Here is a 25,654-nt window from a genome sequence, read left to right as displayed (position 1 = left end):
CAGGCTTCAACCGCTGAATGCGGGCGACAGTTCCTTACCTGCGGCACGCACCGTCGCAAGCGCGAGCTCTGTCAGGGAGTCCACTATGCGAGTATCGCCGCGAAAGCCATGCTGGTCGTGAATGACGGAGAGCTCCGTGCAGCCCAGTACGACGACACCCGCCCCTGCATCAATTGCCTCGGCGATGCACTGCTCGAACTGGCCGCGGTCCACTGGGGCGCCGGCCTTCACCTGGTCGTAGATCAGCGTGTTGATACGGTTCTGAAGCGCGCGCGGTGGCGCCCACGTGTCAAGCCCCTCTTCCGCAAGAGCGTCACGATATACGCCCGCATGCATATTGCCCTCCGTGGCGAACACGGCGACGGGCCGCCCGGTCGGCTTCACCATACGGGCAGCAGCCTGCACGGTCTCGTCGAGGATCGACACAAAGCGCACGTTCTCATCGAGCACATTCTCGACTTCCCGCACATAGTGGTGGGCGGTGTTGCAGGGCATGACGAGGACCCGCACGCCCATCCGCTGGAGTAGACGCGCATCCGCAGCAAGCACCACGCCCGGGTCCGGTGCGTGTGGATCGAGGATTGCCGCCGTGCGGTCGGGGGTGCTGGAGTGTTGGGTGATGATCGCATCGATGTGGTCCTGATCCGTCTCAGCGCGGGTCGCGCGCACGAGCAGATCGATGAACACGGCGGTTGCCGCAGGCCCCAGACCGCCCAGCACTCCGACGACTGGCTGCGTCCAGCTGGCCGACAGCTGTTCACTCACTCGGTCTCACCCGGACGGTAGTAGCGGCGGAACTTGCGCACATAGTTGACCATGGCGACCGCGATCATTGCCCAGCGCCGGGGGTTCCTCTCCACGCCACGGTAGATCAGTGGGTTCTTCACCCGTTTGGCGTCAAGCACGCGCTTCAGCTGCGCCTTCGCGTCGGGCAGAGTCGTGTAGTGCTTCACGAGCGCAACCGGGACCACGGTGTAGAGCGTCTCGGGCTGATCCTGCACGATTCCGTCGGCCCCTTCACCGGAGCCAGGCCCCTCGGTGGGCAGCCCCGCGCCGAGGTGCTCGTCGACGTACCAGGTGACCGGGTTGTGGCCGCCTGCGGTGACGTAGTAGTTGGAGCGGCCCAAGCGAGGGTTCAGCTCGAAGAATTTGGTGGCGCCGTCGCGCGAGTCGTATTTGAGATCGAAATTCGCGTAGCCGGTCCAGCCGAGCTCCTTGCACAAGCGCTGTGCCTGGGCTGTGACCTCACGATCCACGGAGGTGATGATCGCGGCCGGATTGCCGATGGCGCCGGGACTGTGCTCCTCCAAGAGGGTGCGGCCGAAGGAGGAGAACCGCACCACAGAGTCGGCGTCGCAGTAGCAGGTCAGGATCCGCATGTTCTGGTCGTCACCGGGGATGCGGTCCTGCACGATGATCGACTCGCGATAGCCGGCCCCGTGGATCCGGCGCAGCAGCTCCAGCAGGTCCTGCGCGCTGTTTACGGTGTGCACCTTTTGTTTGCCCGCGAAGTCCGCCTTCTTCCATTCGGAGACTTCGGCAGGCTTGGCGATCACCGGGTAGGTGAAGGGGACATCGAGGCCGTCAACATCGGCCGGCAGATCGTCGGCGAGGTCGAACACGCGGGTCAGAGGGTGCGCGATGTCCAGACGCTGGCACAGCTCGGTGAAGTTCTGCTTCTCCGTGCCTGCGCGGAAGGTCGCGAGGTCCACATAGGGAACGACCCACTGCTCGCCCAGCAGCTGCAGCTCGTCACGCACTCGGATGATCGACTTCACGGCGGCGTCGGCCGAGCCGAGCAGGAGCAGCTTTGCGGTGCCAGCCTCGGCGGCGACGGCGGTGAGGGTCTCACCGAGAGCCTGTGGGTCGAAGGGGTCGCGGCAGCTGACGTTGTCGATGATCGCGGAACGATCCACATGCCATCCCTGCAGCCTCGAGATGACAGTGCTGCGCAGGCCATATGCCTCGTGAAAGGCTCGCGCTAAGGAGTATGCACCGATGTCGCCGCCCACGATCACTGGAGTGAACGCGCTGGCTGCAGCGGTGGACTGAGGTGTCCGGGCTGAACTCGACATGGTGCAAGTCTAGGCATCGGGCAGCTTGCCGCAGTGGGGTCGGGCTGTGGTGTCTCCCCTATGCCGCCTCTACTGTGGAGTGCATGAGCACATTCACCGTGACCTCGTCCGCCACGCCCGACGGCTCCGTGATCGCGCAGCCGCAGCTCGCCCCGGAGCTCGATGGGCAGAGCACCTCCCCGGACCTCACCTGGTCCGGAGCGCCGGAGGGCACCAAGAGCTTCGCCGTGACCTGTTACGACCCGGACGCCCCGACGGGTTCCGGCTTCTGGCACTGGGTGGCGTGGGATATCCCTGCCCCAGCAACCTCCCTGCCCGTCGGCGTACCCCGCGAGGACTCGACGATCCGTCAGGCGGTCAACGACTTTGGGCGTAGCGGCTACGACGGCCCCAATCCGCCGGCCGGTCCCCCGCACCGCTACATCTTCACCGTGCATGCCCTGCCCATCGAGACCCTCGGAGCCGACCCGGCAGCCCCGCATGTCGGCACACGGTTCGCGATCTTCACGCAGCAGCTCGGTTCTGCATCGCTCACCGCTGAGTATCAGGTGAAGAACTGACCCGCAAGAGAGAAACTCTCCGCAACGCATCGGGCGCGCCCCGGCGCGGGAGGCGCCATCCGACCGTACGCTCGGTGCCATGACAGGAACGCGCGCCGGCGAGACGGTTTCGGCGGACTCAGACCAGGGTCTGATCCGTCGTGGCCGAAGGTCCGATGCCGCGCGCCGGCGAGCGGAGGAGTCTGAGGGCATGATGCAGAACGGCTCACACCTCACCTCCCGACCTCGGTTCAGCTGGGGCCGTCGCCGCAGCCGTGAGGACCTCGTGACCGCCGCGCGGACGGCCGGGCCCGGCGGTCGGCCGCTGCGTGTCCTGCTCACAACGGACTGGTGGGAGCCGGTGGTCAATGGTGTGGTCGCCTCAGTGCTGACCCTGCGCCGGGAGCTCGAGCTGCTGGGCTGCGATGTTCGCGTTCTGACCCTCTCCCCTTGCCTGCGCACGAGCCGCGAGCCAGGGGTCTATCGAATCGGTTCGGTCTCCGCCGGAGTCGTCTACGACAGCGCCCGCATCGGCATGCCCACCAACCGCGCTGTTCTGCAGGAGATCCTGCGCTGGCATCCCGACGTGGTGCATTCCCAGTGCGAGTTCTCCACGTACGTGTGGGCCCGCCGCATCGCACGTAGCCTGGGCATCCCCCTGGTGCACACGTACCACACGATCTACGAGGACTACACCCACTACTACTCGCCGAGCCGCACGGTGGGCCGTAAGGTCATCGCCTCGCTGTCCCGACATGTGCTGGACCGCACCGACGCCGTGATCGTGCCCACCGCGAAGGTGCGCACACTGCTGACTCGCTACCGCGTGCGTCGACCGATCCATGTGGTGCCGACGGGCCTGGACCTCAGCCGATTCCGTCCGGCGATGACCGAGCAGGAAACTGCCGATGCCGCTGCCCTGCGTGCCTCGATCAACGTCCGGCCCGAGCAGAAGGTCCTGCTGTCTGTGTGCCGCCTGGCGAAAGAGAAGAACCTCGAGGAGGTCATCGAGCACGTGGCACGCTCCAGGCGCACGGACTGCGTGCTGGTGATCGTGGGCGATGGCCCCTACCGAGCTGAGCTCGAAGCGGCCGTGGACCGCTACGGGATCCGGGAGCAGGTGCGCTTCACCGGGTGCGTGGCCCCGCAGGACGTGAACCGCTGGTACCGCATCGGTGACGTATTCGTCAGTGCCTCCCGCTCCGAGACGCAGGGACTCACCTTCATCGAGGCTCTCGCCAGCGGTCTCCCGTTGCTGTGCCATCGCGATCCGTCGATCGCTCAGGTGGTGATCGACGGGCAGACCGGCTATCAGATCGAGACGTCTGAGGAGTTCTCGGCTCGGCTCGCCGAGCTGCTGGACAACGGTCAGGATCGCGACGCTTTCCGCGTGCGTGCCGTGGAGCATGCCGAAGCCACCTGTGGCTCTCGCGCCTTCGGCGAGGGCGTGCTCGGGGTGTACCTCTCCACGCGTCCGCGCCGAGGGCAGCTGCTGAGCCCCCGCCGTGAGCAGGTAGCGGCATGACCAGCGCGGATTTCGTGGCACGTCGCTCAACGCGGGGCAGCTCCACGCCGCGCACAGAGCATCTGCTGTCCCAGCGGCTGCCGGAGGACCGCCCGCAGCACCTGCGTCGGATGCGCATCGATCCGCGAGCAACCCCGGCAGCTGATGAGCACGTCTCATCGCCCGCCGACGCGACGGCGAAGGACCGCACGGTGGATGAGCCCGCAGCCACGCGCCGCGACCCGCTGCGTGTGGCCGCCCGTCTGTCTCCGCTGCTCGGGTTGCTGGCGAGCATTCTGCTGGTGGTCTGGGGCATGCAGACGGGCGTGCTGCGTTCACTGGAGAACCTGCAGGCCTACATGGATTCGCTCGGCGCCTGGGGCGCGATCATGTTCCTGCTGGTCTCGACCGCCGCGGTGGTGTTCCCCGTGATCCCGGGCGGCCTGCTGGTGGTGGCCGGTCCCGTGCTGTTCGGTCCCCTCGAGGGCACGCTCTACAACTACATCGCTGTGTGCACCGGGTCTTTCCTGAATTTCGCGATCGCACGGCACGTGGGGATGGCGCTGATCGAACGTCTCTTCAGCCCTCGCCTCGTGGACAAATACCTGGGCTGGACCCGCTCACCGAACTTCACGCGGGCCTTCGCTGTCGCGATCGCTCTGCCGGTCGCCCCGGATGACTTGCTGTGCTATCTGGCGGGCACCACACGGATGACGTGGCGCACGTATGCGCTGGTGATCCTGCTGTGCAAGCCATGGGCGCTGGTCGCCTACGGGCTGGGTGTGAGCGCCCTGATCATGAGAGTCCTGCCCTGGTGACCGAGATCCCGTGACACGAACGCTGACGCCTGATGACTGATTCCCCTGCCACCCCATTGCCTGCTCAGCCTGCCGCGCACACCCCGTTGCGCGTGCTTCTGCCCAGCGGGATGGGCAGCCTGGCTCGCACCTCCGGCATCGGTGCAGCAATGCGCCACCAGGCCGACGCTGTCCGGGCACTCGGCCACGAGGTGGTGACCAACCCCTTCGGCACCTTCGACGTGATCCACGTGAACACGCCGTTCCCGGACTCTCCCCTGCTGGCCCGCTGGGCTCGGCTGCGCGGGCGACCGGTGCTGGTGTGGGCGCACTCGACCGAGGAGGATTTCCGCGACTCATTCACCGGTGCCAATGCCGCTGCACCGCTGTTCCGCCGCTGGATCGCGCACCTGTACCGGCTCGGCGACGCGGTGGTAACGCCCAGCGAGTATGCGCGGTCGATCATCTCCCGGCCGATCTACGGCATCACGCGGCAGATCCATGTGCTGTCCAACGGTGTGGACACGGCGTTCTTCCGACCCGACCCGTCGGCCCGTGGCCGCCTGCGCGAACAGCTGGGACTGTCGGATGATGCTCATGTCGTGGTGAGCGTCGGTCTGCAGATGGTGCGCAAGGGCATCGTGGACTGGGTCGAACTGGCCCAACGCATGCCAGAGACGACATTCGTCTGGTACGGCCGCACCGACCCGGCGATGCTGACCGAGCCTGTGCGTCGCGCACTGCGGGAAGCCCCGGCAAACTGCCGATTCCCCGGCTACGTGAGCCAAGAGGTGCTGCGGGAGGCGTACTGCGGCGCCGACGCCTTCTGCTTCCTCACGAAGGAGGAGACCGAAGGCATCGTGCTGCTCGAAGCGCTTGCCTGCGGCGCGCCGGCGGTGCTGCGAGACATCCCGATCTACCGTGAGTGGCTGCCCGACGGGGTGGTGACCCATCAGGTGCCGGACGGCGGTGACTTCCCCGGCGCTGTGGCGCGGCGGCTCACGGACCTGCATGCGGGTCACCTGCCCGATGTGACGGCCGCCGGGCGTGCAGCTGCGGAGGAGCTGGACCTCAGTCGCGTCGCGGAGCGGCTCGGCCAGATCTACGCGAGCCTCGGTCTTGCGCCGACGTCCCCGCATGAGCCTGCTACGGACGGGACGCCCTCGCACCGCGCCGACGCCGGGCGCGGACTGTCCTTCCAGAACCGGCTGGGCCGTACGCAAGGGGCTCTGGGCTGCGCGATCAGGGCTGGTGGCGCCAAGGCGGCCGCCACAGCACGAGCGCTCCGGGCTCGCGCCGCGGCCGCTCGCCGCGACGCAGGGCGCTGATCCGCCCATCCCGGTCGGCCGCAAACACGCGTCGACGCTCGGCCGTCACGCGCTCCAGCTCGCTCTGAACCGCATCGAGCTGAGCACGTACAGCATCGAGTTCGTCTTCGAGCTCCAGGATCCGCCGGATCCCGGCAAGGTTAATGCCCTCGTCCTGGGACAGCCGCTGCACGATGCGCAGCTTCGCAACGTCACGGGCGCTATAGCGTCGGCCGCGGCCTCGTGTACGCACCGGAACCACCAGTCCGATGCGGTCGTACTGGCGCAGGGTCTGCGGGTGCATGCCCGCAAGTTCGGCGGCCACGGAGATCGCGAACACATGCGCGTGCTCGTCAATGCGTTGATGCGGGCTCATGCGCTGCTCCTCCCTGCGTCACTGCGCTGCGTTCTTGCTGCGTGCCACCGCTTTGCGTCGCTGCGCTGCGCTCTTGCTGTGTGTTACTTCCCTACGCCGCCTCGCCACCGCTGGCGCGAGGCCCGGGCGTCACTGCGCGGCTGCGTCCGCGAGACCCGCACGGGGGTCTTCGTCCGCGAGTGCCTCGCGCAGGTCGTGCACTGCCTTCTTCGCCTTGCCACTGACGTGCGAAGGGACGGCGATATCGAGAGTGACCAGCAGGTCGCCGGTCTTCTTCGCGGTCACAAGCCCCCTGCCGCGCACCCGCAGAGTCGAGCCGGACCGGCTGCCGGCGGGCACCTTCACCTTCACACTGCCCCCATCAAGGAGCGGCACCTCGACAGTGGCGCCGAGCACCGCTTCATCAAAGGACACAGGCAGTGTGATCCGCAGGTTCGCACCATCCATCGACCACACGGGATGGTCAGCGACTTCGACGGTGAGCATCAGGTCACCGGCGGGAGAGCCACCGTTGCCGGGGCGCCCCTTACCGCGCAACCGGATGCGCTGCCCGTCGTGCACACCGGCGGGGATACGCGTGGTGAACGTGCGGCCCTCCACGGTGAGCCGCACTTCAGTGCCGAGCGCAGCGTCACGGAAGGACAGTCGTGTACGGGCGGAGATGTTCTCGCCACCGGCATGGGGACTGTGCCCGGCGCCAGGGAAGCCGCCGCCGAAACCGGCGCTGCGACCGCCCGCGAATCCGCCACCACCGCCACCGAACATGGCCAGCAGGTCCTCGAGGTCAGGACCGCCCGCTCCCTGGGGACCGCCGCCCGCGCCAAAACGCACGTTGCCGCCCTGGCCGCCGAACATCGAGCCGAAGATGTCTTCGAAGCCGGCCCCCCCGGCACCGCCAGCTCCGGCTGCGAAGCGCGCACCACCAGCTCCCATGGCGCGAATCGCGTCGTACTGTTTGCGCTGCTCGGCGTTGTTCAGCACGCCGTAGGCCTCGCTGACCTGCTTCAGCTCCTCCTCCGCGGCCTTGTCACCGGGGTTGCGGTCAGGGTGGAGCTTGCGGGCCTTCTTGCGGTAGGCCTTCTTGATCTCCTCCGCGCTCGCATCGCTCGAGACGCCGAGGATCTTGTAGAAGTCCTGATTCAGCCATTCCTGCTGGGACATGTGTGCGTCTCCTTTCGGGAGCGTCGGATGTGTCTGTGTTCAGGGGCAGGTCCCGCCCGCTGCGGCGGACGGGACCTGCAGTGGCCAGCGAGCCGGAATCAGGCCGGGCCGCGCGTGCCCACGCGGGCGGGGCGCAGCACCTTGTCGTGCATCCGGTAGCCCGGCTGCATGACCACGCTGATCTCGGGCTGCTCGACCTCGGCCTCCTCGTGCATGAGGGCCTCGTGCAGCGTCGGGTCGAACGCATCGCCCACAGCGCCGTAGCGCTCCATGCCGTGGGCGCGCAAGGCACCCTCGAGCTTCTGGGTGAGCGTGTGCACCGTGGTGCCTTCGACGATGTCGCCGTGCTGGCGGCCCAGCTCCACATCGTCCAGCACGCTGATCAGCGAGCTGAGCACGCGACCCACAGCGGCTTCCTTCGCCACCTCAGCGGCAGCCTCGATGCGACGACGGGAGTTGACGTACTCCGCCTGCTCGCGCTTCAGCTGCTCGGTGAGGTCAGCGACCTGCTGCTCGAGTTCGGCCACGCGGGCCTCACCCGGCTCGGCATCATCCTGGCGTGCCTGCTCGTAGAGCGCAGCGGCCTCAGCGTCCACCGGATCGGTGGAACCGTCGTGGGCGGTCGCTGCGGCGCCTGCTTCAGGCGTCACCTCTGCTGCGTCGGCCGTGTCCGAGTCCGGGGCCGGGGTGGACCCGGTCGCACGGACACTGCCGTCCACCGGGTCCACCTTCCGTTTGTCGGTGAAGGAGAACCGCGGCTCGCCCTGCGGGCGCTGCGCGTCCTCGGGAGTGCTCTGGTCCTCGGTCATCACTTGTTCTCCTCGTCCTCGTCCACGATCTCGGCGTCGACCACGTCCTCATCCTGGGCGGAAGCGTCCTCGGAGCCGTCACCTGCCGGCGCGGCACCGTCGGCGCCCTCAGCCTGGGCCTGCGAGTAGATCGCGGTACCCACGGCCTGCAGAGCCTCGTTCAGGGAGTCCCGCTTGGCTTCGAGGTCTGCGGTGGCAGCATCCTCGTTCGCCAGGGTCTCCTTGGCTTCCTTGATGGCGTCCTCAGCCGTGGTCTTGTCGCCGTCAGAGATCTTGTCGGCGTTGTCCTTGAGCAGCTTCTCGCCCTGGTAGACGAGCTGCTCGAGGGTGTTGCGGGCGTCGGCGTTCTTGCGGCGCTCCTCGTCCTCGGCAGCGTGAGCCTCGGCGTCCTTGATCATGCGGTCGATGTCCTCCTCGGAGAGGGCGGATCCGCCGGTGATCTGGATGGACTGCTCGTTGCCGGTGCCGCGGTCCTTCGCGGTCACGTGCACGATGCCGTTGGAGTCGATGTCAAAGGTGACCTCGATCTGGGGCATGCCGCGGGGCGCCGGGGCGATGCCGGTCAGCTCGAAGGTACCGAGCAGCTTGTTGTCGCGAGTGAACTGGCGCTCGCCCTGGAACACCTGGATCGCCACCGACGGCTGGTTGTCGTCCGCCGTGGAGAACACCTCAGAGGTCTTCGTGGGGATCGCGGCGTTGCGCTCGATGAGCTTGGTCATCACACCGCCCTTGGTCTCGATGCCCAAGGACAGCGGGGTGACGTCCATGAGCAGAACGTCCTTGCGCTCGCCCTTCAGGACAGCGCCCTGCAGAGCCGCGCCCACGGCGACGACCTCATCGGGGTTCACGCCCTTGTTGGGCTCCTTACCGCCCGTGAGCTCCTTGACGAGCTCGGTCACGGCCGGCATACGGGTGGAGCCACCGACGAGAACCACGTGGTCGATCTCGGACACCGAAATACCGGCGTCCTTGATGACCTGGTGGAACGGAGCCTTGCAGCGATCCAACAGATCCGAGGTCATGTCCTCGAACTGGGCGCGGGTCAGCTTCTCGTCCAGGTGGACGGGGCCGTTCTCCGTCATCGACAGGTACTGCAGAGTGATGGAGGTCGAGGTGGAGGAGCTGAGCTCCCGCTTGGCCTGCTCGGCGGCCTCGCGCAGACGGTGCAGCGCGATCTTGTCCTTGGAGACGTCCGCGCCTTCCTTGTTCTTCACCTGCTGGACGAGCCAGTCAACGATCTTCTGATCCCAGTCATCGCCGCCCAGGCGGTTATCGCCTGCAGTGGCCTGCACCTGAATGGTGGAGCCTTCATCGTCCTTGCTCACTTCGAGCAGGGAAACGTCGAAGGTGCCGCCGCCGAGGTCGAAGACGAGGATCTGCTCATCGTCCTTGCCCTTCTCCAGACCGTAGGCGAGAGCCGCAGCGGTGGGCTCGTTGATGATGCGCAGCACGTTGAGACCGGCGATCTGGCCGGCGTCCTTCGTGGCCTGGCGCTCCGAGTCGGAGAAGTACGCCGGCACGGTGATCACCGCGTCGGTCACGGTCTCGCCCAGGTAGGACTCGGCGTCGCGCTTGAGCTTGCCCAGGGTGCGGGCGGAGATCTCCTGCGGGGTGTACTTCTTATCGTCGATCTCCTGGGTCCAGTCGGTGCCCATGTGGCGCTTCACGGAGGAGATGGTGCGGTCAACGTTGGTGGCGGCCTGCCGCTTGGCGACCTCACCGACGAGCACCTCGCCCTGCTTGGAGAACGCGACCACCGACGGGGTGGTGCGGGCGCCCTCGGCGTTGGCGATCACGGTGGGCTTGCCACCTTCGAGGACGGCGACGCAGGAGTTGGTGGTTCCGAGGTCGATTCCGACGACACGGGACATAGGTGCCTGCCTTTCTGCGGAGGATCTCCGCATCTGGTTCATGCATCGTCGCGGGGTGGGTCGGACCCACCGGGCGACTCCGCCGGCCGCCGGGGCCGGCGGCAAGACTTGAGTTGTACGGACTCAAGTAGAGGACTCGGTCGGATCGGTGTCAAACCGAGGCGCTCAAACTTGAGTACACCCGACTCAACTCCCGGGAGGGGTCGGCTATTCCAGGGCGCCCTGCGAGTGGCGGGGGTCACAAAGTGTGTTGGTGGTGCGCTCTGATGCCCGCGAGCGCCTGTGCGGCAGCAACCTCCGCATCCGTCGTGTCGATGAGGATCCGCGGTCCGTCGCGTTCCTCGTCCCCGGGGATCCAGCCGTCGGACTGGACCTCGTCCCAGGTCGGCATCCGGTGTCCGGGGAAGTCCGCTGTGCGCGCCTCGACGCGGCGCCGATGCTCCTGCTCGTTCGGCAGGCGGGTCTCGATCACGAAGAGCCGGGCATCGGCGCGGGCTGCGGTGGCCGCTCCCCCACACTCGGCTGACGCGCGCCGCAGGCCGACACGTCGTGGCGTCGCTCTGCGCTCGCTCCAGCCGCGTTCTCGAAGCTGTTCACGATCGGATGCTGTCACGCAGCGGGGCGGAATGCGAGCCCCTCTCCGTCGGCCGATGCACGCCCACCGCGCCCACGATCAGAGGCATGGGAGTCGAGATCAGGTCCTTCCGCCTCGAGGACGCCGCGGCGCACAGTGCCGGCGAGGACGAACTCATCGTCACCTGGCTGACCTGCGGGTACGCCGACGTCGAGCACACGCGGGCGTACTTCGAGGACCGGCTGCGGCGGATCGTTGGCGGCCTGCCCAAGCGTCCCTTCGGGATCTGGCTGGACGACCACTTCTGCGGCTACATCGACTACGACCCGGAGGTGACCGACGGCCTCGACCCGGGCGACGTGAACCTCTCGTGCTCCGTGCATCCGTCGGCGCGAACCCTCAGCGCGCCTCATAGATCAGCCAGGTCGCATCCTTGTCAGTGCGGCAGAGGATCGCCTCATACCTGTCCGTCTCCGTCGGCGCGACGAGGGTGCCGCAGGCTGTCAGCCGTACACCGTCGAGAGCGGCACGCTCCGCTGCGATGCGCGTGAGGTCCTCGAGGTGCTGGGCGAGCTCTCCCCGGACGGGCTCCTCACTCCCTCGCAGGTCCAGGAGCGTGCCCTCGGTCGGCGCGTCGGAACCCACCCGGTAGATCGAGACGCCGTCGCCCTGGAACCCGCCGTCGGACCGTGCGATCTCCTCGACGGCAGCATCGACCGGCAGCTCGCGCCCGACCCTGTTCTCCAGCGGCTTCAGCGGGTGCGAGGTTGACACCACGATGGAGACGACGATCGCGACGATGACGGTGAGCGCTACCAGGCTGCTCCCGATGACGACCGCGATCAGGGCTCGACGTTCGGTCATGCCGCCTCCTCGTACGCAACGGGCTGCGTGGTCCGCCCGATGATCCTCGACAGTAGGCCGCAGGGGTCACCTCGAGGGGAGGATCCTCGCAGGTTCTACAGGGCGCATCCCAAGTCTCCACATCTCGACCACAGGGCAACGCGCGTCAATGCACGGGATCGACCGCTACCAGGAGGACTCGGATGAGGCTGAAGTGCTCGAGAGCACCCCTACGGCGCCTCGCCGACGCGTCCTTAGCCCGCGACCACGGATCGCAGCACAGGCCGTCAGCTGTCCCGAGTCGCCGTCGATCTCCTGGCGATCGCGACCAGTAACCCGAGCAGGGAGCCGCCGACGAGCACCGGCACCCCCACGGCGAGCGCTCCGACCACCAGAGGGGAGCCGGCGGGCCACGGCCTGCCGAGCAGTGCCACAGACAGCGGGGCGAGCGCAACCGCTGCGACCGCGCTACCGATGACCAGGGCGAGCACGCTGACCGCAAGGCCTGGCCACGCTACTGCGGGGAGAGGATAACGAGGCTTCCACCGCCGGCGCGTCGCCGCCGTGCTGCAGTACCTCAGGTCGACGGCCTGATCGGGCGCGGTGGGCCTGTCCTGTGGCGCCGCCCGGGCACGGGACCTCAGCCCCGCACCAGCAGTGGCGCCGATCGGTCGGTCTGCGATTGCGGCACATCGTCGGCACTCCCCTGTGTGACCGGCGCTTGCAGCACGGTCCCGCGCAGCACGGCGACGAAGAGCGCGAGCGCCACGAGGAACAGCCCGAGCCCGATGAGGCCGTGACCGGCCAGCCACTCACGGGTGGTCAGCAGCAGGGCGATGAGCGCCACGGCGCCGAGCAGCCACCCGCTGGTCTCGCGGCGTCGGACCAGATCGGTGGTGACCTGCCAGCGACTCGTCGCCAGGCTCACCACCACGAGGGCCGTGAGATTCGCGATCATGCCGACCCACACCGGATGGGTACCGAGGGTGAAGTCTGTGGCGGAGAAACCAGACAGAGCGTGCCAGCCGAGACCGGCGCCGAAGCCGGTCAGCAGTGCGGCGAGGGCACCGGAGCGGGTGGCGACGGGCCAGAAGAACGCAGCGAGAACCGGCGCGAAGGTGGCGCCGTTGCGCAGCGTCCAGGCGGTGATGTTCCACCAGGCGGCGTTCTCCGCCCGGATCAGACCGAAGAGCACCAGCAGGCCGGTGAGGAACACCAGGAACACACGGGTGGCGAGCACCAGCTCCTCCTGAGTGGCGCGGGGACGGATCACGCTCCACAGGTCTCGGCCCAGCGAGGTCGCGCCGGAGAACTGGCAGGGTCCCGCCCAGCCGAGCGCACAGGCCCACAGCCCCAGGAAGAACACGGCGGCGGCCCAGGCGGGCAGAGCACCGGTGATGTACTGCGCGATCGCGGTCAGCGGCGGCGCGGTGCTCGGAACAAGCACCGAGGCGACGGTGCCGAGCACGGTGCCGACGATGATCAGTGGTGCGCCGATCGTCGCGGCGCGGAACAGACCCTTCTGGCCGTCCTCCGGGGTGCGGGCCGACAACGACATCTGGAAGGCGGCCTGCGCGAGGGGCACATTGATGATGAAGGTGCCGAACCAGGCGACGATCAGGGAGATGCCGGCACCGGCAGGGTCCACGAGCTCGGGGTGTGCGGCGGGGATCCGCAGCAGCGCGGCCGGGCCCGGGTCAGCGAGCAGCGCCCACAGCGCCACCGCGAACATCGCCGCGATGGCGACCACGTTCATGGTCTGGCTGAAAGCGACCGCCCTCATTCCGCCGCCGATCAGGAAGGCCAGCAGCACTACGGCGGTGATCGCGATCGAGGTGATCATCGACAGATCGGTGATCACGGTGAGCGCGCTCGCGAAGGCGATGGTGGTGCCCAGCGAGTACATGGGGAAGGTGAGCCCGGTGATGATCGCGCCGACAGCTTGGGCTACGGGACCGAAGCGTTCGCCGATGATGCCGGTGACCGTGACGACGAGCTTACGACGCAGCGACTTCACCAGCAGCAGCGCGATGAGGATGATCTGGGTGGTCTCGGCGACGCCGTACCAGATCGCGGAGATCCCGGTGCGGTAGCTGAGCTCGATGATCGCGATGTACGACGAACCGGAGAATAACCCGGTGATGCAGAAGGCGACGGTCCACGGGCTGAAGGTGCGATCGCTGGTGAAGTAGCCGGAGATGCCGCCGCGGGCGGCGAGGCGTCCGCCGATGACGAGCCACAGGGTGAATGCTCCGGCGAGGGTCAGCGTCCAGATGCCGACGGCGGTCATCACGCCACCTCCGCGCGGATCTCCGCGCCGGATGCGGTGCGCTCGGGAATGGTCAGGCGCGGCGCCGGCGGCTGCGCACCGTCGGTGTGATAGCCCCAGGCGGTGTTCGCGAGGGATTCCGCGGCCCGTTCCGGAAGGGAGTCGGCGATCGCCCAGTGCACCTCGAGCCCGGTGCGGGCGTCGCGCAGCAGGTTGATCGCGGGGCAGATGCGTTCGGCCTCGACAGCGAAGGCGTGCAAGCGCCTCTCGTCCTGCTCGGCGGTGGCGAGCGCGATCTGCAGGTGGAAGCGGTGGAAGTAGGGCTGGACATCGGCGGTGCCGGCGAGTCCGCGGGTGTCCTGGCGGGCCAGCGCGTAGGTCTGCACCTCGTCGATCACGAGCCCCTGCCGGTCCGCGAGCTGGTCGATCACCACGGTGATGCAGCTGAGGACGCCACCGGCCACGTACTCCATCGGCGTGGGGCCCAGGTCGCGGCCGCCGAGCGCGACGGGCTCGTCGGCCAGGAAACGGAAGCCGCGAACACTGATGCTGCTCTGCTGGGCCCCGGTGCCGAGCCCGGAGGCGCGCAGCGTCTTGGAGGACGACGGATCGGGCAGGTCGCGATAGCGCGGATGCGGCAAAAGGTGCGATGTGTTCATGCGGCGACGCTAGGGGCGCCGCTGCCGGATCCGAGCACTGTGTGTCGTTGTGTAGCAGGCAGATGACGGCGCCGTTCGCGGGCCCTGTCGTCGACGCGCTCGGGCGTCACGTGCGTTCTCATCGCGTCACCTACGCTGACCGCATGAGCATCGGCACCGTCCACCTCCTCTACGGCCTCGCAGGGTCCGGGAAGTCGACTCTCGCCAGGGAGCTGTGCGCGAACGGCGCCGGGGTGCGGTTCACGCTGGATGAGTGGATGCTGCGGCTGCACCCCGAGCTGTCGATCGAGGATCCCGCCTACGGCGAGCACGCCGCGGTGGTGCGCGACCTGATCTGGTCGCCCGCCGCGCAGGTGCTCGCCACGGGCGCCGACGCCGTGCTGGACTGGAACTCCTGGTCGGTCGAGCGGCGTGCCTGGGTGCGGGAGCGTGCGCAGGATGCTGGGGCCGACGTCGTGCTGCACGTCCTCACGACAGGCATCGAGGAGGCGACGTCACGCGCCGCAGCTCGTGAGGCAGCTGGCGCGACCTTCGCTCATCGGATCACCCGTGAGGGCAACGAGCATCTCGCCTCCCTGTTGCAGCCACCGTCAGCCGACGAGGGGCTCGAGATCATCCGGCACTGAAGCCGTCCATCACGCAGCGGCGGACGCCCTCCGCCGTGGGCGGAAGATCGCCTGGCCCGCGTCGGTCAGGCACAGCACACTGCCGAGCGCGGCGAGAGGGGGCGGTGTCTCCCCCAGGATCAGCCAGGCCATCACCACCACGATCGCCGGGACGATCAGGGACGAGCTGCTGAGCGGTCCGGCGGGCAGATGGCGGATCGCGAACCCCCAGAACGTGAAGGCGATGGCCGTCGGGAACACACCCAGGTAGATGATCGAGGCGGTCGCCGCATCCACGTGGTGCTCGGCGGCGTTGAGCGTGATCGTGTACAGCGCGAACCAGGCGACGCCCCAGCATGCGATCAGCGCCCAGGCGCGCGGCGTCCGCGGCCAGACCGGGCGCACCACGACTCCCCAGACCACCAGCACGCAGCTCGCCGCCGCCATCCTCAGCAGGGCCATCGACCCGGGCGCGAACACGTCGGCCGCCCCACGGATCACCACGAAGGAGGACGCCCACAGCAGCATCGTCCCCGCGGCCGCCGCCCACGGCAGCACGGTGGGATGCGTGCGCGACGCGATGGGAGGGGTCATGTGCACAGTGTGGCCCGTCGATCGCAGGCGCCGTGCTCCTGTCCGTCTGTCATCGACCGCTCCCCGCCCGCGTGCTCTCCACGCCGTGCGCCGAACACGTGCACTACCGTCGGCGCCATGACCGTTCCTGAGCCGACGATCGCCGCCTATGCCGCTCGCGCCGCCGAGTACACAGCTGCGCTCGGCCGCATCGAGGCGACCGCCGTCCAGGACCGCGCCACGATCGCCGCCTGGGCGCTGGCGTGTCCCGGCCGCGTGATCGACGCGGGCTGTGGGCCGGGGCACTGGACAGCCTGGCTGCACTCGCTCGGTGTCGAGGTCGAGGGCGTCGATCCGGTCCCGGCCTTCATCGAGACCGCGCGTGCTGCGCATCCCGGTGTCGTCTTCCGGCACGGCACGATGACGGGTCTCTCCGCCGGGGAGGCGACCGGTGTTCTCGCCTGGTACTCCCTGATCCACGTGCCGCCGACGCAGCTTCCGGCCCAGATCTCAGCTCTGCATGATGCGCTCGTCCCGGCCGGGCGCCTTCTGCTGGGGTTCTTCGCCGGGGATCGCACCACGCCGTTCGAGCACGCGGTGACGACGGCGTGGTACTGGCGGCCCGGTGAGATCTGTGCCCTGCTGGAGCAGGCCGGGTTCGTCATCGACGACTGTGCTGAGCGCCAGGACCCGGGCTCGCGCCGTCATGGGGAGATCAGCGCGCATCGACCCTCTGATGTCAGTCCGGTCTCGTCCACTCCAGCGTGTGACGGAACCCCAGATGCCGACGGATCACCGCGCCGGGCATGACGCTGTCGCAGATCCGCCCGATCTCGGCGATGCTCACGGTCGGCTGTGCGACGGGCAGCTCCGGCTGCGGCGTGGCCTCGACGGCGGGCCAGGGGTGGCGCACGATGCCGATCAGCGGATTGGTGATCATCGAGGCGAGGTCCCAGGCGTGGTCGGCCGCGGAGGCCGGCGGGGCGAGACCCACGCACAAGAATCGCCCGCCCGGCGCGAGATGCTCCCGGACCACAGCGAGCGCCTGCGCGATGTCCAGGTGATGCAGCACGGCGATCATCGTGATCAGGTCCGCGCCGTCAGGCAGACCGTCGAGGTCGGCGTCGTCGATGCTGACGTTCGCAAGTCCTGCACAGCGTGTGCGGGAGGTCTCGCGCATCGTCGAGTCGAGATCGGTGCCGTACACGCGCTCGAAGAACGGCGCAAGGGCGGCGAGCAGGTCACCACGACCACAGCCAGCGTCGACGGCGAGCCGACGTCGCCGTGGGAGGCGCGTGAGGATCCAGGGGTGGAACGCAGCGTTGTGATCCCACGGGTGACGCGCGTTCACCGTGTGCATCGCCGCAGCGACACGGCCTCCCCAGCGTTCCCGTGCGATCCGTCGGATATCCATGCCGCTGCCCCACCTTCGCCTGCAGCCCGTCAGCGGGCCGGCACCTCGCACACGACCATGCCTTTGAGGCGCTGCACCAGCGCGAGGGTGCACAGCGCGACGGCGAGAGCCGCGAGCACCGGCTGCATCGGAGCGAACCAGGTGATCGCTCCGGAGTAACCCAGGGCGAGCAGAGCGATCTTGTTGCACACCGGGCAACCGACGGCGAACCAGGCCAGCACCGTGCCGATCATGCCGAGAGCGCTGGACCGTTCCCCCGGCGCCTGTTCTGTGTCTGCCTGGAACGGGGCCCCGTCGGCCGGAGCCGCCGCTTCGTCGGGCTTCTCTCCCGTACCCGGCACCCGCACGTAGGTCGCCACCAGCAGCCCGGTGAGGATCGAGGTCAGGATCCAGATCGGATAGTTCCAGGCCACCGGCGGAATGTCCCGACCGAACACCGAGTTCGGAATCAGCACGGTCACCGTGCCGATCAGAAGGGCGACCGCGATGCTCACGACCACCGCGACCAGGACATGCCGAGCTGTGAAGGCACGCAGTCCCCGTCCGGCGAGAGCCAGGGTGCCCGGGGCGCGGGTGAGCATGTCCATGCCTCCAGCATGCCAGGACGACATGTGTCCGTCTGCATGCTGGAGAGCTCACCGTCTCGATCGCTGCTCGCCACGTACCTCGCGGCTTCGCCAGACCCGCCGCTGGGGAGCCCTCGATCCGCCTCTGAGAGCGGAGGACGACGACCAGCGTGCCACCGAAGAGGCCTTCGGTGTGGTGGGATAAAGGCATGGCTGATCGCACCGCACCGCACGTATCGATGCTGTGGGAGGACGTCGACGCAGCCGCCTCCCTCACCCAGCGCTTCGGATTCGAGAACTCCACCACGGCTGCCGCATGGGTCACCGCACTGTTGCGCGATCACTGGGATCTGCACGTCGAAACGTGCGAGGCGATCGTGATCAGCGACCTGAACGCCCTGGCCTGGGTCCGCACTCAAAACGGCGCGATGATCGCGAAGTGGTCGGCTGCGCGGCAACGTTTCGCCCGCCTCGATGGGCTGGCCGAGTTGACGGCGTGGCTCGCACCGCGCGGCCTGCCGGTCTCTGCCCCGATCCCGGCGCGTGATCGCAGACTGCAAGTGGAACGCGACGGGTTCTCCCTGGGGCTGCAGCGTGTCATTCCCGGCGATCTGCTGGACGTCTCCGATCCGACGCAGGTACGCGCTGCGGGCGCGATGCTCGCCCGCCTGCACGCAACACTTGCCACGTATCCGCGGGCCGTGCCGGGCACCCCGCACCAGGAGCACATGCTCGCCGAAACCATGGACGGCTGGCTGCGGGCGCAACCGGCACACGTGCCGGATCGAGCACGCCGAGCGCTCGCCGACGGTCTCGATCTGGTGCGCGAGCATCCCCTGCCCGTTCAGCTTCTGCACGGCGATGTGCGGGCCTCAAACATCCTGTGGCATGACGGACAGATCTCCGCGCTGCTGGATTTCGAGGAGGCACGCATCGCGCCACGTATCGACGAGCTCGCCCGCTCCTCCGTGCTGCTGGGCACCCGCTTCCACGACTGGGCGCCCGTCAGCGCCCAGGTGCGCGCAGAATTCGTCGCAGGCTACGAGTCGGTGCGCGCACTGCGACCCACCGAGCGGAACTGGTGGGATGTGCTCGTGCTCTGGTATTCGCTCGCGATGATCCCCCGTGGCCAGGACGTTCATGGCTGGTCCGCGTCAGCGCTCGAGCATGCCGACCTGATGCTGGGGGCAGAGCACCCCACTGCCCCGTCGGCCCTCAACGCCGATCCTTTCGACCCGACCGAGGAGACACCATGAGCCCCCAGGCGCAGACCGCCACCACGCAGGCCCGAAGCGAGCACGTGCGGATGGTGCTGTGCGACTCGCTGGAGAAGGTGTTTCCCGACGCCGAGCCCCGCGAGTTCACCGCTGACATTCCCGCGGTGGTCTACGCCGGGTCGCGTACCGCGGTGCAGGTCGCCCTTTTGGCGACAGCTGCGGAGGCGGGGCAGACCGTGGCCCGGCCAGAGGTCAGCGTGCAGTGCCCCGACGGAGTGAGCGCACTGGTGCAGCAGGTGGATCTCGTGCCGGTCTCCCTGCCTGCCCCGGCCGATGCGGACCCGAACGAGTACCTGCGGCTTGCCCCCGGGCTGTACCCCGATCTGCTGCGCCCTATCGAGGGCCGCCCCGATCTCACGACGGGCTCGTGGCACGCGCTGTGGATCACCCTGGAGGCTGCGCCGGATGCGTCCACCGCCCGCACAAGCGCCCAGATCTCCGTTCGGATGGAGGACGGAGCCGAGCTCACGGTGAGCGCGCCGCTGCTGGTCGTGGGGTCGACGCTCGGGGAACTGCCGCTGGTGAACACACACTGGTTCCACGTGGATGGACTTCTGCACCAGTACAGCCTCGAGCCGTTCTCTGAGCGCTACTGGGAGGTGATCGAGGCGTTCCTGCGCGCCGCGGCGGACATGTCCGTGAACTCGGTTCTCACCCCGGTGTGGACACCGCCCCTGGATACGGAGGAGAACACCGAGCGCACCCCCACCCAGCTGCTGCGGATCATCGACGACGGCGAGGGCACCTACCGTTTCGAGACCGAGCATCTGGACCGCTGGCTCGAGGTCGCTCGTCGCGTGGGCATCACCCATCTAGAGGTACCGCATCTGTTCACGCAGTGGGGAGCCCGCGCCACCCCGTCGATCTGGGTCCAAACACCCAACGGACCCGAGCAGCGTTTCGGCTGGGATGTTCCCGCCGACGACCCGTCCTACCGTGCCCTGCTCGAGCAGCTGTTGCCGTTCCTCATCACCCATCTCGATGAGACGTGGGGCCGGGACAAGGTCATCTTCCACATCTCCGATGAGCCCAATGAAGACAATCTCCCCACCTACGGCGCGGCGCATGCGGTGGTCGCCGATCTGCTGGCCGACGTGACCGTGGTGGACGCCCTCAGCTCCTACTCCTTCTACGACAAGGGCCTGGTGAAGGTGCCAGTGGCCGCCGTCGACCATGCCGCCCCGTTCCTGGCCGGTGGCGTGAAGGACCTGTGGGTGTACTACTGCATGGGGCAGACCCGCGGCGTCTCCAACCGATTCATCGCGCAGCCCTCGGTGCGCAACCGGGCACTGGGCACGCAGCTGGCGGTCAACCGCGCGGGTGGTTTTCTGCACTGGGGCTTCAATTTCTACAACGCGCAGCTGTCCCTGCATCCGATCAACCCGTTCCTGGACACCTGCTCCGCCGGTGCTTTCTACGGCGGCGACCCGTTCATGGTGTACCCCGGCGTGGGCGGGGTCCCTGTGCGGTCGATCCGCTCGGAGGTCTTCGCCGAGGCCATGGTCGATGTACGCGCCGCCGCGCTGCTGCGCGAGACGATCGGCGAGGAACGGGCCGACGCGATCCTGCGTCGCGACTGGGCCGTGGGCTATGACCTGCCGGTGATCGAGGCCGACGAGGTGCGCCGCCTCGCACATGAGGTGGCTGAGGAGATCCTCGCCTGAGGACTATCGGACCCGAGGCCTGGAGGAGCAGCGACCGCCGCGCACAGCGCACATCGTCTAGTCAGCCGCTGTGCGGGGCTGTCCACTCCACGGTGTGGCGGAAGCCCAGATGCCGACGGATCCGAGCCCCGGGCATGGCCTGGTCACAGAGACGGCCCAGCTCAGCGAGCTCCACGGTGGGTTGCGCAACGGGAATCGGCGGCTGCGGTGCTGACTCCACCGCGGGCCAAGGGTGACGGACGAATCCGATCAGCGGATTGGTGAGCATCGAGGCCACGTCCCATGCATGGTCCGCGACGGAGGAAGGCGGGGCGAGCCCCACGCACAGGAATCGCCCGCCCGGCGCGAGACGTTCTCGGATCGTTGCAAGCGCTGGCTCGATGTCCAGGTGGTGGAGCACAGCAACCATCGTGATCAGATCCGCCCCGTCCGGAAGTCCGTCGAGATCAGCGTCGTCGATGCTGACGTTCGCAAGGCCCGCGCACCGTGCATGAGAGACCGCGCGCATCGCCCGGTCCTGATCTGTGCCGTGCACATGCTCGAAGAACGGGGCAAGGGCGGCGAGTAAGTCACCGCGCCCGCAGCCAACGTCGACGGCGAGCCGACGGCTCTGCGGCAGCCGGGTGAGGATCCACGGGTGGAACGCGGCGTTGTGGTCCCAGGGATGGCGTGCGTTGAGCGCGTGCATGGCGGCGGAGGCGCGACCTCCCCAGCACTCCTGTGCGATCCGTCGGAAGCCCATGCTCTCCAGTATCCACACGCCGTGATCTCGCTCGAAGGACGAGTACGGCCACTGGGCGGCCCGCGGGGACACAAGCGATACGGTCACGCCATGAGCCACCGCATTGTCGCTATGCCCGTCGCCGAGGTCTGGCCGCACTATGTGAACAAGGTCGAGCGGAAGGGCCGCACGGTCGAGGAGCTGTATGAGGTGACGCGCTGGCTCACCGGCTATACCGACGCCGAGATCGACACCCACCTCGAGGACCGCATCACCTTCACAGATTTCTTCGCTGACGCGACCGTGAATCCGAACGCCTCCCTCATCACCGGCAGCATCTGTGGCGTGACAGTGTAGGAGATCAAGGATCCACTCATGCAGCAGATCCGGTATCTCGACAAGCTTGTGGACGAGCTCGCCAAGGGAAAGGCGATGGAGGAGATCCTGCGGGGCTGACGCCGCATAGGCTGGCGGGATGAAATCCCTGCTCATCGTCGGCCCGATGCTGCTCCTGGGCATCCTGGCCTTGGTCAACAGACTCATGACCAGACGCGACCTGCGGCGCTTCTCCGGTCGCTCACTCGAGCAGGTCGCCCACCTCAGGGCGGGCAGCGCAGCCTTCATCGACACCGTGGCTCTCCTCGTGCTCGCCATCATCCTGGATGCGACCGGCGCCCTGGCGTACGCGTGGACAATCCCGATGGTGTTGGCCGTAGCCCTCATCGATGCGGCGGTCCGGCGCGCGGTCCTCATTCGACGGGCCCGCGGACGCTGAGAGCTTGCCATGGCGTGGCATTCACCGCCATGCGATCCGTCGACCTTGCTCTCACACCACTCACACTCTACTGTTCATCACATGACGAATTCATCAACTGATGAACCCGCGGTGGTCGCCTCCGCCCTGCGAGTACGACGTGGGCGCACCGAGGTGCTGCATGCCCTGGATGTGACCGTGGAACGCGGGACGATCACAGGCCTGCTCGGCCCTTCCGGCTGCGGGAAGACCACCCTCATCCGCACGATCGTCGGCTCTCAGATGATCAGCGGCGGTACCGTCGACGTACTCGGGCTCCCCGCCGGCTCGCACGAGCTGCGCCGCCGCGTCGCCTACACGAGCCAGTCGCTCAGCATCTACCCCGATATCTCTGTGCGCGCGAACGTGACGCACATGGCGAAGCTGCTGGGTTGTGGCCCCGCACATGCCCAGCACGTCATCGAGCTGGTGGAGTTGTCCGGCTATGCCGACCAGCGGGTGGATCACCTCTCTGGCGGGCAGGCCTCCCGCGCGTCGCTGGCCTGCGCTTTAGTGGGCGAGCCGGAGCTTCTGGTCCTCGACGAACCAACAGTGGGCCTGGACCCTCTGACGCGCGAATCGCTGTGGACCACGTTCCACACCCTCGCCCAGGCGGGCACCACGTTGCTTATCTCCAGCCACGTCATGGATGAGGCCACACGCTGCGACTCGGTGCTGCTCATGCGCGAGGGCCAGCTCCTTGCCCATGCACCGATCAGGGAGCTGCAGGAGCGCACTCGCACCCCGAATCCCGAGGAGGCCTTCATGGCCCTGATCTCCGCGCAAGAGGAGGCCGCATGAGTACCGCGACCACTCAGAGCCGCACGCATCGGGGCGCCCGGCGGAGGCACCATCGCCTCTACCCGTTCACCACGGTTCTGCGAATCGCCGCGCAGCTTCGAGGTGATCCGCGCACGGTCGCACTCGTGCTGGTCGTGCCCGCACTTCTGCTGATTCTGCTCTACTACGTGTTCGTTGACGCTCCGACGCCGCCCGGGCACTCACCCGCCTTCGACCGCATCGGTCCGACGATGCTCGCCGTGCTGCCGATGATGCTGATGTTCATTGTGACCAGTGTGGTCATGCTGCGCGAGCGCACAAGCGGCACCCTCGAGCGGATCCTCACCACACCGCTGTCGAAGACCAACCTCATCGGCTCCTACGCCATGGTGTTCGGCGTTCTCGCGAGTCTTCAGGCGCTCATCCTGGGCGCCCTCGTGCTCGGGCCGATGGACGTGCCACTGGCGGGCCCCGTCTGGGTGCTGCTGCTCACTGCCGTGCTCGACGCAGTGTTCGGCGTGGCCTTCGGACTGCTCGCGAGCGCCTTCGCGCGAACCGAGTTCCAGGCCGTGCAGTTCATGCCCCTTTTCGTCGGCCCGCAGATCTTCCTGTGCGGGCTACTGGTCCCAACGACGGCCATGCCAGCGCTGCTTGAGCACATCGCGAACTGGCTGCCTATGACCTGGGCAGTCGCCGTGGTCACTGATGTGGTTGAGGAGCCCGAGCTCTCGACCGACTCGTGGTGGCACCTCGCTGGCCTGACCGCCATTACCCTGGCAGCTCTGATCCTCGCCGCGGCATCCATGCGGCGCCGCACCCGATGACGCCCGCACGCCGCAGCCAGTCCGAGCGCCGCAGCCCAGCAGAGCCACAGGCAACAGCTGAGCGCAAGGGCAAGGCTGAGCGCACCCGCGAACGGATTCTCAGAACAGCGGCCGACCTGTTCGCGCAGCGATCCGTGGATCAGGTGAGCGTCCGCGCCATCGCTCGAGCTGCCGACGTCGATCCCGCGCTGGTGCATCACTATTTCGGCACGAAGGAGGATCTGTTCAGCACCGTGCTCGAGCAGACCATCCGCCCCGATCAGATCGCCCGCACGATCACGGCGGACGGTCCCTCTGAGTGGGGGTGCGCGATGGTGCGGGCCGCCGAAGCCGTGTGGACGTCACCCGCCGGGCCCGCATTGTTCGCTGCGGTTCGCCGTAGCCTGGGCAGCCACAGCGAGGTCGTGAATCGCTTTGTGACGCGTGCGCTGTTACCTCGGATCGCAGCCGAGCTCGATGCACCAGAACCAGAACGCGAACTGCGCGCCTCGCTCGTGAGCAGCCAGATGGCTGGCCTGCTGATCACCCGTCATCTCCTGCGACTCGAGCCGCTCGCAAGTCTGTCGACCGATGACGTCGTCCAGTTCGTCGGCCCAGCCGTGCAGCGGTATCTCACCGGGCCGCTCTTTCTCGACGGCGCCGACGCGACTGCCCTGGGCGAGCTGGCCAGAACAGCAGCGGAGGCGGAGTGATCGACTGCGAGCGCCATGTGAGTGCGCCGGCGCCTGACTGCCGCGCGGTATCGTCCGGCCATGCCACGATCCCGCCCCCGCCCCGCGCCGACGAACGGGTCACGCACCAGCCGCTCGCACGCACGCAGCGCGACGCCAAGCTCGGTGCCGCCCGCCCGTGTGCAGCGCCGCAACGCGACGTTCCAGCACTGGCAGACGCTGCTCACCAACCGCACGAAACGTCACCGCGCTGGCGAGATGCTCGTGCAGGGCGTGCGTCCGATCACGCTGGCGATCCAGCACGGACACCGGGTGCGCACCCTGCTCGTGGACGAGCGAGAGCACCTGTCCACCTGGGCCCGCGACCTGGTGAGCGCACCGCCCGCGCCCGTCGTGCAGGTCGCCCCCGAGCTCATGGCCGAACTCGGCGAACGCACGGACGGACCGCCCGAACTGCTGGCCATCGTGGAGATCCCTCGGCACAACCTCGTGAACCTCTCGCGCGAGGCCGGGCCCGTGCTCGTCTTCGACCGCCCCTCCTCCCCCGGCAACCTCGGCTCGCTCGCCCGCTCCGCTGATGCGCTCGGGGCCGCAGCCCTCGTGATCAGCGGGCACAGCGCCGACCCATGGGATCCGGCCGCGGTGCGGGCCAGCACAGGCTCCGTGTTCTCCGTCCCGATTGTGCAGGTCGATGGACCTGACGCGGTGCTCGACTGGGCGCGACCACAGCACGGCGCCGCCCCGGCGCTGCGGGTGATCGGCACCGACGAGCACGGCGACGTGCTGCTCCCGGATGCTCCGCTGCGCAACCCGGCCGTGGTGGTGATCGGCAATGAGACCCGCGGGATGAGCGCGCGATGGCGCGACGCCTGTGACCTGATCGCGTCGATCCCCATGGGCGGGTCCGCCTCGTCGCTGAATGCGGCCGCTGCCGGGACCGTGGTCCTCTATGAAGCGCTCAGGCAGCGTCGGGACGCCTGAA

At 68.1% G+C, this 25,654-nt stretch carries 29 protein-coding genes and 1 pseudogene; 14 read left to right on the top strand and 16 right to left on the bottom strand.

The annotated features are described in order from the left end of the window. Positions 1-6: 6 nt before the first annotated feature. Both cuyB and C8271_RS05470 read right to left on the bottom strand, forming a co-directional pair. A complete protein-coding gene (gene cuyB / locus C8271_RS05475; RefSeq protein WP_245920934.1) occupies positions 7-765 on the bottom strand; it encodes a cysteate racemase in 759 nt (252 codons plus the stop codon). Continuing rightward, on the bottom strand, positions 762-2,075 hold the full coding sequence (locus C8271_RS05470; protein WP_106506456.1) for a carboxylate--amine ligase: 1,314 nt from the start codon (positions 2,073-2,075) through the stop codon (positions 762-764). The genes cuyB and C8271_RS05470 overlap by 4 nt, the downstream gene beginning before the upstream one ends. Positions 2,076-2,158: 83 nt before the next feature. On the opposite strand from C8271_RS05470, the gene C8271_RS05465 reads away from it, so the two are divergent. The 4 genes from C8271_RS05465 (at position 2,159) to C8271_RS05450 (ending at position 6,243) form a co-directional block, all read left to right on the top strand. Further along, positions 2,159-2,635: a YbhB/YbcL family Raf kinase inhibitor-like protein gene (locus C8271_RS05465; protein ID WP_106506455.1), complete on the top strand. Its 477-nt coding sequence runs from the start codon at positions 2,159-2,161 to the stop codon at positions 2,633-2,635. 190 nt (positions 2,636-2,825) lie between these two features. After that, positions 2,826-4,139 (top strand): glycosyltransferase, encoded by a 1,314-nt coding sequence (locus tag C8271_RS05460; protein WP_245920932.1) that lies wholly within the window; start codon positions 2,826-2,828, stop codon positions 4,137-4,139. After that, complete coding sequence (locus C8271_RS05455) at positions 4,136-4,936, top strand: TVP38/TMEM64 family protein (RefSeq protein ID WP_245920930.1); 801 nt, start codon at positions 4,136-4,138, stop codon at positions 4,934-4,936. Before C8271_RS05460 ends, C8271_RS05455 begins: the two co-directional genes overlap by 4 nt. A 32-nt stretch (positions 4,937-4,968) precedes the next feature. Beyond that, positions 4,969-6,243, top strand: coding sequence for a glycosyltransferase family 4 protein (locus C8271_RS05450; RefSeq protein WP_106506454.1), 1,275 nt, complete (start codon positions 4,969-4,971; stop codon positions 6,241-6,243). Here the strand turns inward: C8271_RS05450 and C8271_RS05445 are convergent. From C8271_RS05445 to C8271_RS05400, 10 genes are all read right to left on the bottom strand, one after another. Continuing rightward, positions 6,158-6,598: a heat shock protein transcriptional repressor HspR gene (locus C8271_RS05445; protein WP_106506453.1), complete on the bottom strand. Its 441-nt coding sequence runs from the start codon at positions 6,596-6,598 to the stop codon at positions 6,158-6,160. The two genes, C8271_RS05450 and C8271_RS05445, sit on opposite strands and share 86 nt — an antisense overlap. 129 nt (positions 6,599-6,727) lie before the next feature. Beyond that, positions 6,728-7,759 carry a DnaJ C-terminal domain-containing protein gene (locus C8271_RS05440; RefSeq protein ID WP_106506452.1) on the bottom strand — a complete coding sequence of 344 codons (1,032 nt, stop codon included), beginning with the start codon at positions 7,757-7,759 and terminating at the stop codon, positions 6,728-6,730. A gap of 98 nt (positions 7,760-7,857) precedes the next feature. Further along, entirely contained in the window at positions 7,858-8,568 is a 711-nt protein-coding gene (locus tag C8271_RS05435; RefSeq protein WP_106506451.1) for a nucleotide exchange factor GrpE, read from the bottom strand. Then, positions 8,568-10,439: a molecular chaperone DnaK gene (gene dnaK, locus C8271_RS05430; protein WP_106506450.1), complete on the bottom strand. Its 1,872-nt coding sequence runs from the start codon at positions 10,437-10,439 to the stop codon at positions 8,568-8,570. The genes C8271_RS05435 and dnaK overlap by 1 nt, the downstream gene beginning before the upstream one ends. Positions 10,440-10,677: 238 nt before the next feature. Beyond that, positions 10,678-11,052: a hypothetical protein gene (locus tag C8271_RS05425; RefSeq protein ID WP_106506449.1), complete on the bottom strand. Its 375-nt coding sequence runs from the start codon at positions 11,050-11,052 to the stop codon at positions 10,678-10,680. Then, positions 11,049-11,396: a hypothetical protein gene (locus C8271_RS05420; protein ID WP_138774529.1), complete on the bottom strand. Its 348-nt coding sequence runs from the start codon at positions 11,394-11,396 to the stop codon at positions 11,049-11,051. The genes C8271_RS05425 and C8271_RS05420 overlap by 4 nt, the downstream gene beginning before the upstream one ends. 16 nt (positions 11,397-11,412) lie before the next feature. Further along, complete coding sequence (locus C8271_RS05415) at positions 11,413-11,877, bottom strand: hypothetical protein (protein WP_106506447.1); 465 nt, start codon at positions 11,875-11,877, stop codon at positions 11,413-11,415. Positions 11,878-12,143: 266 nt separating this feature from the next. Next, positions 12,144-12,347 (bottom strand): hypothetical protein, encoded by a 204-nt coding sequence (locus C8271_RS05410; protein WP_106506446.1) that lies wholly within the window; start codon positions 12,345-12,347, stop codon positions 12,144-12,146. 149 nt (positions 12,348-12,496) lie between these two features. Continuing rightward, a complete protein-coding gene (locus C8271_RS05405; RefSeq protein WP_106506445.1) occupies positions 12,497-14,146 on the bottom strand; it encodes a sodium:solute symporter family protein in 1,650 nt (549 codons plus the stop codon). Beyond that, on the bottom strand, positions 14,146-14,784 hold the full coding sequence (locus C8271_RS05400; protein ID WP_106506444.1) for an OsmC family protein: 639 nt from the start codon (positions 14,782-14,784) through the stop codon (positions 14,146-14,148). Before C8271_RS05400 ends, C8271_RS05405 begins: the two co-directional genes overlap by 1 nt. A gap of 143 nt (positions 14,785-14,927) precedes the next feature. On the opposite strand from C8271_RS05400, the gene C8271_RS05395 reads away from it, so the two are divergent. Beyond that, positions 14,928-15,410, top strand: coding sequence for a P-loop nucleotide/nucleoside kinase family protein (locus C8271_RS05395; RefSeq protein ID WP_170957810.1), 483 nt, complete (start codon positions 14,928-14,930; stop codon positions 15,408-15,410). A 9-nt stretch (positions 15,411-15,419) separates the two neighbouring features. On the opposite strand, the gene C8271_RS05390 is transcribed toward C8271_RS05395, so the two are convergent. Then, a complete protein-coding gene (locus tag C8271_RS05390; RefSeq protein ID WP_245920927.1) occupies positions 15,420-15,983 on the bottom strand; it encodes a DMT family transporter in 564 nt (187 codons plus the stop codon). Positions 15,984-16,100: 117 nt separating this feature from the next. On the opposite strand from C8271_RS05390, the gene C8271_RS05385 reads away from it, so the two are divergent. Continuing rightward, entirely contained in the window at positions 16,101-16,772 is a 672-nt protein-coding gene (locus tag C8271_RS05385) for a class I SAM-dependent methyltransferase (protein WP_106506442.1), read from the top strand. On the opposite strand, the gene C8271_RS05380 is transcribed toward C8271_RS05385, so the two are convergent. Next, on the bottom strand, positions 16,702-17,376 hold the full coding sequence (locus C8271_RS05380; RefSeq protein ID WP_245920925.1) for a class I SAM-dependent methyltransferase: 675 nt from the start codon (positions 17,374-17,376) through the stop codon (positions 16,702-16,704). The genes C8271_RS05385 and C8271_RS05380 overlap by 71 nt on opposite strands. 29 nt (positions 17,377-17,405) lie before the next feature. Further along, complete coding sequence (locus C8271_RS05375; protein ID WP_106506441.1) at positions 17,406-17,963, bottom strand: hypothetical protein; 558 nt, start codon at positions 17,961-17,963, stop codon at positions 17,406-17,408. A gap of 188 nt (positions 17,964-18,151) precedes the next feature. Between C8271_RS05375 and C8271_RS05370 the strand changes: the two genes are divergently transcribed. Both C8271_RS05370 and C8271_RS05365 read left to right on the top strand, forming a co-directional pair. Beyond that, a complete protein-coding gene (locus C8271_RS05370; protein WP_106506440.1) occupies positions 18,152-19,198 on the top strand; it encodes a phosphotransferase enzyme family protein in 1,047 nt (348 codons plus the stop codon). Next, positions 19,195-20,883, top strand: coding sequence for a DUF4091 domain-containing protein (locus tag C8271_RS05365; RefSeq protein WP_106506439.1), 1,689 nt, complete (start codon positions 19,195-19,197; stop codon positions 20,881-20,883). The genes C8271_RS05370 and C8271_RS05365 overlap by 4 nt, the downstream gene beginning before the upstream one ends. Positions 20,884-20,944: 61 nt before the next feature. On the opposite strand, the gene C8271_RS05360 is transcribed toward C8271_RS05365, so the two are convergent. Next, positions 20,945-21,712: a class I SAM-dependent methyltransferase gene (locus C8271_RS05360; RefSeq protein WP_245920924.1), complete on the bottom strand. Its 768-nt coding sequence runs from the start codon at positions 21,710-21,712 to the stop codon at positions 20,945-20,947. A gap of 3 nt (positions 21,713-21,715) precedes the next feature. On the opposite strand from C8271_RS05360, the pseudogene C8271_RS05355 reads away from it, so the two are divergent. The 6 genes and pseudogenes from C8271_RS05355 (at position 21,716) to C8271_RS05330 (ending at position 25,653) form a co-directional block, all read left to right on the top strand. Beyond that, positions 21,716-22,060, top strand: a pseudogene (locus tag C8271_RS05355) (DUF2200 domain-containing protein). A gap of 19 nt (positions 22,061-22,079) precedes the next feature. Then, positions 22,080-22,379 (top strand): hypothetical protein, encoded by a 300-nt coding sequence (locus C8271_RS05350; protein WP_106506438.1) that lies wholly within the window; start codon positions 22,080-22,082, stop codon positions 22,377-22,379. Positions 22,380-22,460: 81 nt separating this feature from the next. Then, positions 22,461-23,198 (top strand): ABC transporter ATP-binding protein, encoded by a 738-nt coding sequence (locus C8271_RS05345; RefSeq protein ID WP_106506437.1) that lies wholly within the window; start codon positions 22,461-22,463, stop codon positions 23,196-23,198. Continuing rightward, on the top strand, positions 23,195-24,001 hold the full coding sequence (locus C8271_RS05340; protein WP_106506436.1) for an ABC transporter permease: 807 nt from the start codon (positions 23,195-23,197) through the stop codon (positions 23,999-24,001). The genes C8271_RS05345 and C8271_RS05340 overlap by 4 nt, the downstream gene beginning before the upstream one ends. Then, a complete protein-coding gene (locus tag C8271_RS05335) occupies positions 23,998-24,693 on the top strand; it encodes a TetR/AcrR family transcriptional regulator (RefSeq protein ID WP_106506435.1) in 696 nt (231 codons plus the stop codon). The genes C8271_RS05340 and C8271_RS05335 overlap by 4 nt, the downstream gene beginning before the upstream one ends. Before the next feature lie 60 nt (positions 24,694-24,753). Beyond that, positions 24,754-25,653, top strand: coding sequence for a TrmH family RNA methyltransferase (locus C8271_RS05330; protein WP_106506434.1), 900 nt, complete (start codon positions 24,754-24,756; stop codon positions 25,651-25,653). The last annotated feature ends 1 nt before the right edge of the window (position 25,654 follow it).

It is taken from the genome of Brachybacterium timonense (genome assembly GCF_900258505.1).
In the GTDB taxonomy this organism is placed as follows: Bacteria; Actinomycetota; Actinomycetes; order Actinomycetales; family Dermabacteraceae; genus Brachybacterium; species Brachybacterium timonense.
Note: the sequence above shows the minus strand (reverse complement) of the source record. Positions and strands in the feature narration are given on the sequence as shown.